At 34.6% G+C, this 13526-nt stretch carries 13 protein-coding genes; 2 read left to right on the top strand and 11 right to left on the bottom strand.

What is annotated here, in order from left to right; translation table 11 throughout:
- The first annotated feature begins 71 nt into the window (after nt 1-71).
- A complete protein-coding gene (locus KA828_RS10185) occupies nt 72-338 on the top strand; it encodes a DUF3055 domain-containing protein (RefSeq protein WP_037548938.1) in 267 nt (88 codons plus the stop codon).
- A 66-nt stretch (nt 339-404) separates the two neighbouring features.
- Here KA828_RS10185 and KA828_RS10180 read toward each other — a convergent pair whose 3' ends face one another.
- From KA828_RS10180 to sufC, 11 genes are all read right to left on the bottom strand, one after another.
- Entirely contained in the window at nt 405-803 is a 399-nt protein-coding gene (locus KA828_RS10180) for a YutD family protein (RefSeq protein WP_075108673.1), read from the bottom strand.
- 108 nt (nt 804-911) lie between these two features.
- The gene (gene lipA, locus KA828_RS10175; protein ID WP_029376689.1) at nt 912-1832 is read right to left on the bottom strand and encodes a lipoyl synthase; all 921 of its coding nucleotides are present in this window, start codon (nt 1830-1832) and stop codon (nt 912-914) included.
- A 137-nt stretch (nt 1833-1969) separates the two neighbouring features.
- On the bottom strand, nt 1970-3289 hold the full coding sequence (locus KA828_RS10170; RefSeq protein WP_210126165.1) for a bifunctional metallophosphatase/5'-nucleotidase: 1320 nt from the start codon (nt 3287-3289) through the stop codon (nt 1970-1972).
- 21 nt (nt 3290-3310) lie between these two features.
- Complete coding sequence (locus KA828_RS10165) at nt 3311-4138, bottom strand: sulfite exporter TauE/SafE family protein (protein WP_075108671.1); 828 nt, start codon at nt 4136-4138, stop codon at nt 3311-3313.
- A 13-nt stretch (nt 4139-4151) separates the two neighbouring features.
- Complete coding sequence (locus KA828_RS10160) at nt 4152-5000, bottom strand: DUF72 domain-containing protein (RefSeq protein ID WP_210126164.1); 849 nt, start codon at nt 4998-5000, stop codon at nt 4152-4154.
- A gap of 129 nt (nt 5001-5129) precedes the next feature.
- On the bottom strand, nt 5130-6203 hold the full coding sequence (locus tag KA828_RS10155; RefSeq protein WP_210126180.1) for an NAD(P)H-dependent flavin oxidoreductase: 1074 nt from the start codon (nt 6201-6203) through the stop codon (nt 5130-5132).
- Nucleotides 6204-6498: 295 nt separating this feature from the next.
- Complete coding sequence (gene sufB / locus KA828_RS10150) at nt 6499-7896, bottom strand: Fe-S cluster assembly protein SufB (protein ID WP_053029835.1); 1398 nt, start codon at nt 7894-7896, stop codon at nt 6499-6501.
- 167 nt (nt 7897-8063) lie between these two features.
- On the bottom strand, nt 8064-8525 hold the full coding sequence (gene sufU, locus KA828_RS10145; RefSeq protein WP_053029837.1) for a Fe-S cluster assembly sulfur transfer protein SufU: 462 nt from the start codon (nt 8523-8525) through the stop codon (nt 8064-8066).
- A complete protein-coding gene (locus tag KA828_RS10140) occupies nt 8515-9756 on the bottom strand; it encodes a cysteine desulfurase (protein ID WP_193839592.1) in 1242 nt (413 codons plus the stop codon). The genes sufU and KA828_RS10140 overlap by 11 nt, the downstream gene beginning before the upstream one ends.
- A gap of 50 nt (nt 9757-9806) precedes the next feature.
- The gene (sufD, locus tag KA828_RS10135; RefSeq protein WP_070855137.1) at nt 9807-11114 is read right to left on the bottom strand and encodes a Fe-S cluster assembly protein SufD; all 1308 of its coding nucleotides are present in this window, start codon (nt 11112-11114) and stop codon (nt 9807-9809) included.
- A gap of 178 nt (nt 11115-11292) precedes the next feature.
- Entirely contained in the window at nt 11293-12054 is a 762-nt protein-coding gene (gene sufC, locus KA828_RS10130) for a Fe-S cluster assembly ATPase SufC (protein WP_011276304.1), read from the bottom strand.
- Between the two features lie 359 nt (nt 12055-12413).
- Here sufC and popT point away from each other — a divergent pair, with 359 nt between their 5' ends.
- Nucleotides 12414-13265 (top strand): polyprenyl-phosphate transporter PopT, encoded by an 852-nt coding sequence (gene popT, locus KA828_RS10125; RefSeq protein WP_210126163.1) that lies wholly within the window; start codon nt 12414-12416, stop codon nt 13263-13265.
- Nucleotides 13266-13526 lie beyond the last annotated feature (261 nt).

The following is a 13526-nucleotide window of genomic DNA, read 5'->3' as shown; positions in this document are numbered from 1 at the left end:
ACAGTTTTGCATCGGTCTTCATTTGTCGTTATACTAAATTAAAATACAAAGATAAAAGGAGTTCTACTCTAATGATAGATATGTACTTATATGACGATGAAGAACAAAGCCAAGTGCAATTTGTAGGCTTTGTAGGTGAACACAGTCGATATGATTTAATGCTTGTTCAAACAGACCGTCATTATGGCAAGACGCTTGTGCTAAATATGCAAACAAATAAATTTGGTATCATCGGTACAGATGATATTGAAGAAGAAGGCTACATCGCGCATATTCTAGGTGTAAGCCAAGAAGAAAGTGATGAAATTATTGAATATCTGAATCAAGTTATTCAATAATTTCAATTTAAATAAGCTGTGAAAAAATCTTTTATCCTGATTTTTTCACAGCTTATTTGATTATTTCTATTGTTTATCATCATGGTGTTTAACTTCTTGAATCGTAGGTTTAATTTTAACGTCATGCAACTTATCTTCTGTATCCGACAAAATGACATCATCTTTTTCATGTTCTAATTGTTGCACTTCTTTATTAGATAAATGACGCAATACAAAATAAGGACAACCAAAATTACAATATTCTAATATATAATCTTGAATACTTGAAAAACGTTTAGATATTTCAGCTTTCTTATTGGTATCTTTGTAAAAGCCTTTTAAACGTAACTGGTCATATCCAAAATCTCCTACGACAAAATCATATTTATCTAATATATCTGAATATCTCGATGCAACTAATTCTTCATCAAAACACGATCTATAATCTTCAATGATTTCAAAATATTGTTGACCTATCTTAATCATAATTTGTCACCTTTAACTCGTATAATAAAAACTTAGATTACACAATTTAGTAAAAAGTGTGCAACCTAAGTCTCTAAAAACTTAATCTAAACTATTCACGTGTTTAAATTAATTTTGTTGTAATTTTTCTTCACCTAGACGGTGTTTTTCTTTAGCCGCTTCATTTACTTGTTCATCAGCATGATAAGAACTACGTACCATAGGGCCAGCTTCACAGTGTTTGAATCCTTTGTCCATAGCTACTTTTCTTAATTTACCAAATTCTAATGGCGTATAATATTTTTCAACTTTTAAATGCTTACGTGATGGTTGTAAATATTGACCAATTGTTAGTATGTCTACATCATTTGCACGAAGATCATCCATTGTTTCGTAGATTTCTTCTATCGTTTCACCTAAGCCAACCATTAAACTTGATTTAGTAGGAATATCTGGTTGTAATTCTTTAGAGCGACGTAAGAATTCTAATGTTCGTTCATATGTAGCACGTGCACGAACTCTTGGTGTTAAACGACGTACTGTTTCGATGTTGTGGTTTAAGATATCTGGTTTAGAAGCCATTAAAGTTTCTAGTGCTTCATAGTCACCACCCATATCTGATGGTAAGATTTCGATTGTAGTGAATGGATTACGCTCACGTACTTTACGTACCGTTTCAGCATAAACGTTTGAACCTGCATCTCTTAGGTCATCACGGGCAACAGCAGTGATAACGACGTGTTTCAAGTTCATTAATTCAACTGATTCTGCAACACGTTCTGGTTCATTTAAATCTAATTCATTAGGTAAGCCTGTCTTAACAGCACAGAAACGACATGCTCTTGTACATACCGCACCTAAAATCATAAATGTAGCCGTACGTCTAGCTCCCCAACATTCATGTATATTTGGACACTTTGCTTCTTCGCAAACAGTGTGTAAGTTTTTTTCACGCATCATTTTCTTGAGGCCAATATAGTTTTCGTTCGTGTTAAGCTTAATTTTCAACCAATCTGGTTTACGTAAGATTTCTTCATTTTTAGTAGCCATAACCACGTATACCCTCCTGTATAATCTATCTTTTCCTATTATAACGAACTTTACATTAAATTAAAACGTAATAAGCTATAAATTTCGTGATTCACACAATTTCTATTTAATAAACAAATATATCTTGCACTATTTTATTATAATCTTAATAACTTATCCTTGAAAATATCTCTAAGGAATTGAGGCATTAAATAATCAATTGATTTACCTTTTAATATTGGGAAATATCGACCAAAGGTATACATATCAACTGTTCCTAGCGTATATGTCTTATCATCAATCACTTCTTCACCATTAACAAAAAAGCGATTGTCTGACTGAATATAGCCGCAATTATATAATATATACCCACCAAAAATATCGCCTCTAAAGCCTAAGCCCTGCGCATGTTCATGCATATATTCTTGCTTTTGGCTTTTGATAATGACTTTTTTAAGTTCAACACCTGTTAGACGTACACGCACTAAATTAATCGGATGTGGCAACATTTTATGAATGTCGTATTCTGTTAGTCGATCTGCTTCAACGCCTTTTACGATAAGCCCTGCATTAATAATTGTACAATCTGTATTCGTGAATTCGAATACACTTTCTGCTAATAAATACGTTGTTTTAGTAATCACATCGGTTTGACTACTTAAATTGATAGGATGATCAATCACTGGCTCACTCATAAGCGCTTTCCCTTCAGACTCATAATCCGTATCAACTAAAGGCAACGTTTCAACTGGATAAATCATGGCTTCTTTATTAACAACCTTTTTATTTTCAATAGTTAAATTAACTTCACCTAAGTAATATCCATATTTTCCGGCAGCAGCCATGAGTACACCATTGTTCATTTCACCATTATCAAAATGATGATGTGTGTGACTACCTAAAATGACATCAATTTCTGGAATCTCTTGGCATAACTTTTCATCAAAGAAGATACCAACATGACTCATCACAATAAGTACATCGTAATTACCTTGTTGATTGGCAATTTCATCTTTAATCGCTTCTAACGGATCTGTAACAATCCAATCAAGTGCGCGATAAAATGGCGTAAACGCTGCTGTAGCCGCCACGAATAAAATACGAACACCTTCAATGTCTTTAATACATGAAGCAGCAATATGTTGTGGTAATTGACCTTCTTCATCAATAACATTGGTGCAAATCACGTCAAACGTCGCATTGTTATATAACTGATTTAACGCTTCATGTGAAATCGTCATTCCTTCATTATTACCAATTGTCGCAATATCGCAATGTGCCTCGTTAAGCAACTCGACATTCTTACGCCCTATCGTTGCTTGAGTCACCGGTGCAGATAAATCTACATGGTCGCCTATATCTAAATAGAGTGAGGGATGTTGAAGTTGAGGTCTATGTTCTGCCATATAAGATGTAATACGTGCATATTCGTTTAAATGACTATGAATATCGTTCGTGTGAAAAATGGTTAACTTCACTTAAATTCCCCCTATTTTTATTTAAAGAAAAGATTTAATAATTAAGTACACACCCATTATCAACATCACCGTACGCAAAAGTGTGACAACCGTTTCAGATTTAATTGAGTGATTGACACGCACACCAATTTGAGCACCAATGTAACTTGAAATAATGAGGACGATAGAATAAGACCACGCAACATGACCTTGTATGATATGCCCTATGGAACTCATTACACTTGAAAAGAAGATCATCATCATACTTGTACCTACTGCAACATGAGGTGGAAATCTAAAGACGATTAACATGAGTGGCGTCATTAATGCGCCACCACCAATACCGAATAAACCAGTTAATATACCGATAAATAGCGTCGCAACAAATGCAAATAAAGGCGGTACACTGTAATGATACGTCTTGCCTTCAGAATCAATATACGTTTTACGATATTTCTCTTTATCAAAGATTTTAAACGGTTTGATTTTATGTCTTACCATTAAAATAATAGAGACAATAATCATGAAAATACCAAAATATAAATTGAATGATTCTAAAGTAAGGTATCTACTTAAAAATGACCCAAGCAAGGAACCTGGTAGTAAACCAAATAAAAAAATAGAGCCATTCTTGATATCCACTTGCTTCGTCTTTAAATAGCCTAGTGATGAAGATAAACCTGTGACGATTAAAATCACAGATGATGTTCCTATTGCTATTTGCGGAGTTATACCATGTAATACATCGTGCGTCACGCCTAAATAAACCAGTGTAGGAACAATGATAATACCTCCACCAATGCCTACTAATGACCCTAAAATGGCAGAGAAAAGACCGATAAGCACTAATAAAATAATTGTCACTAACATTATATTTCGCCTCTTAGAATAATTTTAATTGTTGGGGAGCTAAACCTGTGTATTCAATGTCTAAAATGTCTTGATATGTTTTAGCATTTTGAGCAGCATGGCCACCCGAATTATTATTGAATACGACATAAACTTTTTTGGCTTTTTGTTCTAAAATCCTAACTTTATTAGCTAAATCGGTAAGCTCTTCCTTATTGTAATTATATAAATATCGCACATCACGCCACTCTTGATCTGTCATATCTTTTTTAGTCCATCCTTGTCTGTTCCTTCCATGATAACGGACGAACGCTGTTTCAGTAGTAATACGGTTAACGAGTGGTATGGATCCTTCTCTTACTTGTGGTTCATCAACAACTGAATGAATTATATGGTGTTCCATTAAAAATGAGAGCGTTTGCTCTTTAAATTGTTCGTTAAACCATGATTGATGACGAAATTCAACACAAAGCGGTATATCAGATAATTGCTGACGAACGTATAAGATATACTTGATGTTCTGTGCCGTACAATCAAACCAAGGTGGAAATTGAACTAATACCATAGCTAATTTATGATGGTCAATGAGTGGTTGTAACATACGCTTAAATTGCGCAAATAATTCACTTCTTGTTTCTGCATAATCTTTATAATCTGCATGCAATGTGAGCGCTTGATGAATTTTCACAACAAATTCAAAGCGATCAGGTGTTTCTTTAATCCATTTCATGATATTTCGTTCAGGTTGGATGGCATAATATGATGCATCAAGTTCAACAATAGGAAAGTGACTTGCATACGTTTGTAACTTGTCCGACTGTCGTTCCAAATCTTCATATAACGTATCATGATCGCCCCATCCAGTAAGACCTATATTAATCATTTTTATCACCAGGTATATGATACCATATTCAATTTTAAGATATCACTTGTTCTATCCCATCTTTACATTATCTTATTATTTTTTGAAAATGCGGCCCACTTCAGCTCACAACGTTTTTATAAATCCATACTACTGCACAGCCTTCAATAACGCCTCGATTTGTTCGACAAGTTTATCCATGAATTGATCTACATGTTGCGCTGTAGCTAAACGTGGCGATTGACCACTCCACATATGTGTCCATTCACGTTTACCATTGGAAGCCGCAGTCTTTCTAATTGCATTGGTTAATTGGTTTTGAACTGGATACGGTGGTAGAACACCTTCATATCGCGACATTTTTTCCACAAATTCATTATGGATGCCACGCGCAAATTTACCACTAAAGACGTCCGTAACAATAGTGTCCGTTTCCTTACTATGTAGTACCGCTTGTTTCACTAAATCATTCGCACCGCTTTCCACTGTAGTTAAAAACGCTGTCCCCATCTGAACGCCTTGCGCCCCTAGTATTTGACTAGCTAATACGCCACGACCATCCATGATACCGCCTGCAGCAATAACTGGTATCGTGACTTGATCAACAATTTGAGGAATTAAACTCATTGTGCCAATTAGTGGTGTTGATTGCTGTTTACTTGGTAAAAATGACCCCCTATGGCCACCTGCTTCACTACCTTGAGCAACTACTATATCCATGCCTGCCTGTTCGTTTTCAATTGCTTCATCAACAGATGTTGCCGTACCTATTAAAGTGACTTGAGCATCTTTCAGTTGTTTAATGATATCTTGTGATGGTATACCAAAGGTAAAGCAACACACTGGTATTTTCTTTTTAATTATCATGTGAATTGCCTGGTTAAATTGTTGTGTTTCTGAGATATTAATGACAGGTTCTTCAAGATTTAAAGCCTTACGGTAAGGTTTTAGCCAAGCATTCATACGCTCAACTTGTTCATCGCTATACGTATGATGCCCTGGTACAAATAAGTTTACGCCAAATGGTTGCGTTGTTAACGATCGAACTTGTTCTATTTCTTGTTCTAACTTTTCAGTTGTAAAGTAGCCTGCACCAATACATCCTAATCCACCTTTATTACTAACAGATGCCACAAGTTCTGGTGTTGTACTACCGGCCATACCTGCTTGAATAATGGGATATTGAATATTTAAAGCCTCTGTGAATTGATTGTCATACCACATGTTAACGCCACCTTCTCTATAATGAGTAGTTACACATACTATACCTGTATTGTTCAACTTATTCCCTACTCTAATTTTCAATAAACTTACCCATTACTATATAAAAAAGTGGGAGTGGGACAGAATTCTTTTTAAATTCGTTGTCCCACCCCCGCAAGGGTGACTAGAACTAAGAAAAGCTTGAATTAAGCGTCTTCTCAGTTCAGTCAGCTACTGCGAATTCGCAAAATAGCTTCATTATATTATTTTTTCCCGGACTCACTTATGATTAAGCACAATCGGTAATGCTGAATGATTAACCGATAGAGCCTTCCATTTCGAATTTGATTAAACGGTTCATTTCTACTGCATATTCCATTGGTAATTCTTTTGTGAATGGTTCAATGAAGCCCATAACGATCATTTCTGTAGCTTCTTCTTCAGAAATACCACGGCTCATTAAGTAGAATAATTGTTCTTCTGATACTTTAGAAACTTTCGCTTCGTGTTCTAATGAAATATTGTCATTAAATACTTCATTGTATGGAATTGTATCTGAAGTAGATTCATTATCTAAAATTAACGTGTCACATTCAATGTTAGAACGTGCACCTTTCGCTTTACGTCCAAAGTGAACGATACCACGATAAATTACTTTACCACCATTTTTAGAAATTGATTTAGATACAATTGTTGAAGATGTGTTAGGTGCTTTGTGAATCATTTTAGCACCAGCATCTTGTACTTGACCTTTACCAGCAAAGGCGATAGATAATGTACTACCTTTCGCACCTTCACCTAAAAGAACACAGTTAGGGTATTTCATAGTTAACTTAGAACCTAAGTTACCATCTACCCATTCCATGTTACCATTCTCATGCACAAATGTACGTTTAGTAACTAAGTTATAAACGTTGTTGGCCCAGTTTTGAATTGTTGTGTAACGTACGTGTGCATCTTTATGAACGATGATTTCTACTACTGCTGAGTGTAATGAACTTGTAGTATAAACTGGTGCAGTACAACCTTCAACGTAGTTCACTGATGCACCTTCATCAGCAATAATTAATGTACGTTCGAATTGACCCATGTTCTCTGAGTTAATTCGGAAGTATGCTTGTAATGGTGTATCTAATTTAACATTCTTAGGTACATAGATGAATGAACCACCTGACCATACAGCTGAGTTTAATGCTGCGAATTTGTTATCAGCTGCTGGAATAACAGAAGCAAAGTATTCTTTGAATAGTTCTTCGTTTTCACGTAAAGCACTATCTGTATCTTTAAAGATGATACCTTTTTCTTCTAATTCTTTTTCCATGTTGTGATATACAACTTCTGATTCATATTGTGCAGAAACACCTGCTAAATATTTTTGTTCAGCTTCTGGAATACCTAATTTATCAAATGTACGTTTAATTTCTTCAGGTACTTCGTCCCATGAACGTTCTGTATGCTCTGAAGGTTTGACGTAGTATGTGATGTCATCAAAGTTTAATTCTGATAAATCGCCACCCCATTGAGGCATTGGCATTTTATAGAATAATTTTAAAGCTTTTAATCTGAAGTCAAGCATCCATTCAGGCTCTTCCTTCATTTTTGAAATTTCTCTAACGATATTTTCAGTTAAACCACGTTCTGATCTGAAAATGGAAACATCCTCATCGTGGAAACCATATTTGTAATCTCCAACATCAGGTGCTTTTTTAGCCATTTCAATCACTCCTTAAATATATTTAAAACGACGTGCGCGAGATTTTTAATATTTATTATTGTCTATTGTCATTGTAACAATATGCAACCTTCATAAAAAGTCAAACGTGTAAAAAGTTAAGGTTAAGCTTTAAATAAGATAATAAGGTCTTACATAAAACTGGCCGATTACTCTTCAGTCGAACCTTCTGCTTTACCTTCTTTTTCAACTGTTCCTTTTTCAAGTGCTTTCCAGGCTAATGTTGCACACTTGATGCGAGCTGGGAATTGAGATACACCTTGAAGTGCTTCAATATCTCCCATATCTTCAGTGATTTCATAATCTTCACCAAGCATCATCTTAGTAAATTCTTGACTCATTTGCATCGCTTCACCTAGTGAATGACCTTTCACCGCTTCAGTCATCATAGATGCACTAGACATTGAAATAGAACAACCTTCTCCTTCGAATTTAGCATCGTTAATGATGCCATTTTCAATATCAAACGTTAATCTAATGCGGTCACCACAAGTAGGATTGTTCATGTCTACAGTCATTGAGCCATTATCTAAAACGCCTTTATTTCTAGGATTCTTATAATGATCCATAATTACAGATCGATAAAGTTGATCTAAATTATTAAAATTCATAAGAGAAAAACTCCTTCGTTTGTTTCAATGCTTCAACAAGTTGGTCCACATCTTCTTTAGTATTGTAAACATAGAAGCTTGCACGCGCAGTAGATGATACGTTCAACCATTTCATTAATGGTTGTGCACAATGGTGTCCAGCTCTTACAGCAACACCTTCAGTATCTACTGCAGTAGCAACATCGTGTGGATGAATATCAGCTAAGTTAAATGTGATAACACCGGCACGACGATCTTTAGGCGGACCGTATATTTCAAGTCCTTCAATCGATGACATTTGTTCATAAGCATATTCTGTTAATGCTTTTTCATGTTCATGAATAGCATCGAAGCCTATGTTCTCAATGTAGCGAATTGCTTCTCCTAAGCCAATAGCTTGAGCAATAATTGGTGTACCTGCTTCAAATTTAGTAGGTAAATCTGCCCATGTAGCGTCATATTTGCTTACAAAGTCAATCATATCCCCACCAAATTCAATTGGTTCCATGTCTTTTAATAAGTCACGTTTACCGTATAATACACCAATACCAGTAGGTCCTAACATTTTATGGCCACTGAAACTGAAGAAATCAGCGTCTAAATCTTGAACGTCTATGTTCATGTGTGGCGCAGATTGTGCACCATCGACACTTATAATCGCACCGTGTTCATGCGCGATTTTAGCGATTTCTTTGACGTCATTAATCGTACCTAGAACATTAGATACATGTGCTATGGCTACGATTTTAGTGTTGTCATTGATTGTTGCCTTAACATCCTCAATATTTAATTCACCCTCTTCTGTCATTGGAATGAATTTTAATGAGGCATTTTTGCGTTTAGCTAATTGTTGCCATGGAACAATATTGGCATGATGTTCCATTTCAGTAACAACAATTTCGTCGCCTTCTTCAATATTGGCATCTCCATAACTACGCGCAACAATATTAATTGCGGCAGTTGTTCCTCTTGTAAAGATGACTTCTTCAAAGTATTTAGCGTTAATGAAACGTCTTACAGTTTCACGAGCACCTTCGTATCCATCAGTAGCTAGTGAGCCAAGTGTATGCACACCACGGTGTACATTGGAATTGTATCGTTTATAATAATCATCTAATACGTTTAGTACTTGAACTGGCGTTTGGCTTGTAGCTGTTGAATCAAGGTACGCTAATCTTTTTCCATTAACTTTTTGATCTAATATTGGAAAATCTTTAATAATTTTCTCAACATTTAATGAAGTTTCGGCCACTTTATTTCACGACCTTTCTTATATTAAAAATCTCTTTGGGATTGATAAGTTTATTTATTAACTTTAAGTTCGATAACTTCTCTTAATTGACGTTTAACATCTTCAATTGGTAATTCACGCACTACAGGGTCTAAGAAACCATGAATCACTAATCGTTCTGCTTCTTTTTGAGAAATACCGCGACTCATTAAATAGTAAAGTTGTTCAGGGTCAACACGACCTACTGAAGCTGCGTGTCCTGCTTCTACATCATCTTCATCAATTAATAAGATTGGGTTAGCGTCACCTCTAGCATTCTCAGAAAGCATTAAGACACGTGACTCTTGGTTAGCGATAGATTTCGTACCACCATGTTTAATGTAACCAATACCATTAAATACAGATGATGCATTCTCACGCATTACACCATGTTTTAAGATATAACCGTTCGTTTCTTTACCATATTGAACAATTTTAGACGTTAAGTTGATTTTTTGGTCGCCTGTACCAACAACAACGGATTTAAGTTCACTTGTTGAACGATCACCAATTAAATTAGTTGTATTATCAATGATTTGACTACCTTCATTCATCAAACCTAATGCCCAATTAATTGATGCATCTGCAGCAGTTGTACCACGGCGGATGATGTGACCAGTAAAGCCTTTGTCTAAATAGTCAACTGAACCATACGTAATATTAGAGTTTGCACCTGCAATGACTTCAGAAATGATGTTGAGTTGGTTACCTTCACCACTTGCAGTTGATAAATAGTTCTCAACGTATGTCACTTCAGCACTTTCTTCAGTAACAATAATCACATGATTAAAGAAGCTAGCATTCTCATCATCATGTAACACAACATATTGGATAGGATCTTTAACAACGACATTCTTAGGTACATAAACAAATACGCCACCATTAATTAAAGCCGTATGCAATGCAGTTAAACGATGTTCATCAACTGTAACTGCATCTGTCATTAAATATTTTTGTACTAAATCTCCGTGATTAACTAATGCTTCAGATAAGCCTTCAATAATCACGCCATTATCTTGTGTTTCTTGTGATACTTGCGTATAAGCTAAAGCATTATTATGTTGTACGACTAAATTTTTAGTGTTTTCAACGTCAATAATGTTTTTAATCGCATCTGGAAGCTCTGATAAATCATTGAACGTTTGTCCTTCGACTTTATGTTGTTTAAATGAATCAAAGTCCCATTTTCTTAATTTCGTTTTATCTGGTTTTGGCATTTCTAAAGTTTCTGTTAATTTCAACGCTTTTTGACGTAACTCAGTCATCCAAGAAGGTTCATTGTGCGCTTTAGAATAATCAACAAGTTGTTCTTCAGAAATGTTTAAAGTTTCGGTTGTCATAACTCTCTTTTCCTCCTACTTGATGAAAAATTTTAGCGACTGTAACACCATCGAAATAATAACTTTGTTTATATATTCGATGTCTCAGTCTCACATATTCAATCGTCATTATTAATGCATCAATTTACATTAATAATCTGCATCTAGTTTCATCATTTAAAAACAAACGACTGCTAGATTATTCTTTAGCACCAAATTCTTCTTTAACCCACTCATAGCCTTCTTCTTCAAGACGTTTAGCTAATTCAGGACCGCCTGATTTAACTACTTTACCACCGTACATAACATGCACTTTGTCAGGTGTGATGTAGTTTAATAAACGTTGATAGTGTGTAATCATTAATGCACCAAATTCTTCACCGCGCATTTCGTTAATACCTTTAGATACAACTTTCAAGGCGTCGATATCTAAACCTGAATCGATTTCATCAAGAATTGCGAATTTAGGTTCTAACATCATTAATTGTAAGATTTCGTTACGTTTTTTCTCACCGCCAGAGAAGCCTTCATTTAAGTAACGTTGAGCCATATCTTTATCGATATCTAAGAAATCCATTTCTTTATCTAATTTCTTGATAAATTGCATTAAGTTAATTTCTTGTCCTTCTTCACGTTTTGCGTTAATCGCTGAACGCATGAAGTCAGCATTCGTTACACCAGTGATTTCTGATGGATATTGCATTGCTAAAAACAGACCAGCTTTAGCTCTTTCATCAACTTCTAATTCTAAAATGTTAACACCGTCAAGTAACACTTCACCTTGCGTTACTTCGTATGATGGATGTCCCATAATCGCTGATGATAACGTTGATTTACCCGTACCATTTGGCCCCATAATTGCATGTATTTCGCCTGTATTAATAGTTAAATTAACACCTTTTAAAATTTCTTTATCTTCAATAGACACATGTAGGTCTTTAATTTCTAATGTTGATGACATTTATATTCCCTCCGTAAATATAAAGTTTTCTTAACTAGTTTATAATAATTTTAATTTGTAGTCAAAAAGACTTTGTGTACTTTAATACACTTCATTATAACGCAAATAGCCCTTAATATAAACTTATTAAAACTCTAAATTATAGTGATTATTTATCTAAAATAATTTTTATCTAAGACTCAATTTTTTCTTGCAACTGATAATCAAAGGCTTACAGTTCTCAATAGAAATAATTCAGACACAAACCCCATTCATTTAGTGCAATATTTATAAAAATTATAATATTACAATCTTAATATTTTATTATTCTTCAAAAGTCTGTTATGATGCTATTTAACCTATTTCGAAAGGAGACGTTCATGCAAAATTTCAAATGGATTAATATATTAAAAGGGTTCGGTATGGGAACAACCGATTTAGTTCCTGGAATTAGTGGAGGTACTATCGCGTTATTATTAGGCATATATGACGGCTTTATTTCTTCAATAAGCGGTATATTCTCCAAGCGATTTTGGCCTAGCTTAAAGTTTTTACTTCCTATATTAATTGGTATGGCTTTAGCAATTGGCATACTAAGTAACTTAATCAATTATTTATTAGAACATCATCAAATAGTTACCATGTTCTTCTTTACAGGATTAATCATTGGTATTATCCCTTACTTATTAAGAACTGCAAAATTTAATAAAACATTTACAACAAAACACTATGGCATTATGTTAGTAGGTATCATTATTTTAGTAGTCATAACATTAATGAATTCTGGTAATCAAAGCGCTGATACGTCACTAGATTTATCATTTGGTCTTATTATTAAATATTTCTTAGCTGGTGCATGTGCTTCAAGTGCAATGTTATTACCTGGTATTTCTGGATCATTCATGCTACTTGTATTTGGTACTTATGGAACAATTATGTTAGCCATTGCTGATTTAGTTAAATTAAACTTCGATGGCCTTCCAATATTAATCGTTGTAGGTTTAGGTGTATTAGCAGGATTTTTATTATCTAGTCGTATTATTAAATACTTCTTGCATCATCACTTCTATACCACATTCGCATTAATAACTGGATTCGTTATTGGTTCCGTTTATGCCGTTTTCCCAGGTCTTCCTCAAACTGGTGTTGAGTGGACACTTTCAATCATCACATTAATCGTCGGTTTTGCCGGCAGTTATTGGCTCGGCCAAATTACAGATGAGAATGTGTAATCAATAGTATGAAAAAATAATCGCCAACGATAGTCATCATCGTTGGCGATTTGTCTAATTATAAAGAAAAAATGGCTCTTCGTCAAATCGGACTGATGAGTCCTAATATTGAGATTAAGCAACCTTAGGTTGTTTAATCTCTTTTTTTGTGGTTGAGGCACAGAGTCGCGAAGTTATTATAGAGCCTTTTTATTATAAGTTAATAATGGCTTTAGAAAAGGATTGTACGAAAAATGAGTTCACCTATTATTGAATGGTGCA

Source organism: Staphylococcus sp. GDY8P85P, assembly GCF_017892405.1.
GTDB lineage: Bacteria > Bacillota > Bacilli > Staphylococcales > Staphylococcaceae > Staphylococcus > Staphylococcus borealis.
This window is presented reverse-complemented; position numbering and strand designations above follow the sequence as displayed.

Coding starts and splice junctions, on each gene's coding strand:
- KA828_RS10185 (WP_037548938.1), top strand. CDS start 72: ATGATAGATATGTACTTATATGACGATGAAGAACAAAGCCAAGTGCAA.
- KA828_RS10180 (WP_075108673.1), bottom strand. CDS start 803: ATGATTAAGATAGGTCAACAATATTTTGAAATCATTGAAGATTATAGA.
- lipA (WP_029376689.1), bottom strand. CDS start 1,832: ATGGCTACTAAAAATGAAGAAATCTTACGTAAACCAGATTGGTTGAAA.
- KA828_RS10165 (WP_075108671.1), bottom strand. CDS start 4,138: ATGTTAGTGACAATTATTTTATTAGTGCTTATCGGTCTTTTCTCTGCC.
- KA828_RS10160 (WP_210126164.1), bottom strand. CDS start 5,000: ATGATTAATATAGGTCTTACTGGATGGGGCGATCATGATACGTTATAT.
- KA828_RS10155 (WP_210126180.1), bottom strand. CDS start 6,203: ATGTGGTATGACAATCAATTCACAGAGGCTTTAAATATTCAATATCCC.
- sufB (WP_053029835.1), bottom strand. CDS start 7,896: ATGGCTAAAAAAGCACCTGATGTTGGAGATTACAAATATGGTTTCCAC.
- sufU (WP_053029837.1), bottom strand. CDS start 8,525: ATGAATTTTAATAATTTAGATCAACTTTATCGATCTGTAATTATGGAT.
- sufD (WP_070855137.1), bottom strand. CDS start 11,114: ATGACAACCGAAACTTTAAACATTTCTGAAGAACAACTTGTTGATTAT.
- sufC (WP_011276304.1), bottom strand. CDS start 12,054: ATGTCATCAACATTAGAAATTAAAGACCTACATGTGTCTATTGAAGAT.
- popT (WP_210126163.1), top strand. CDS start 12,414: ATGCAAAATTTCAAATGGATTAATATATTAAAAGGGTTCGGTATGGGA.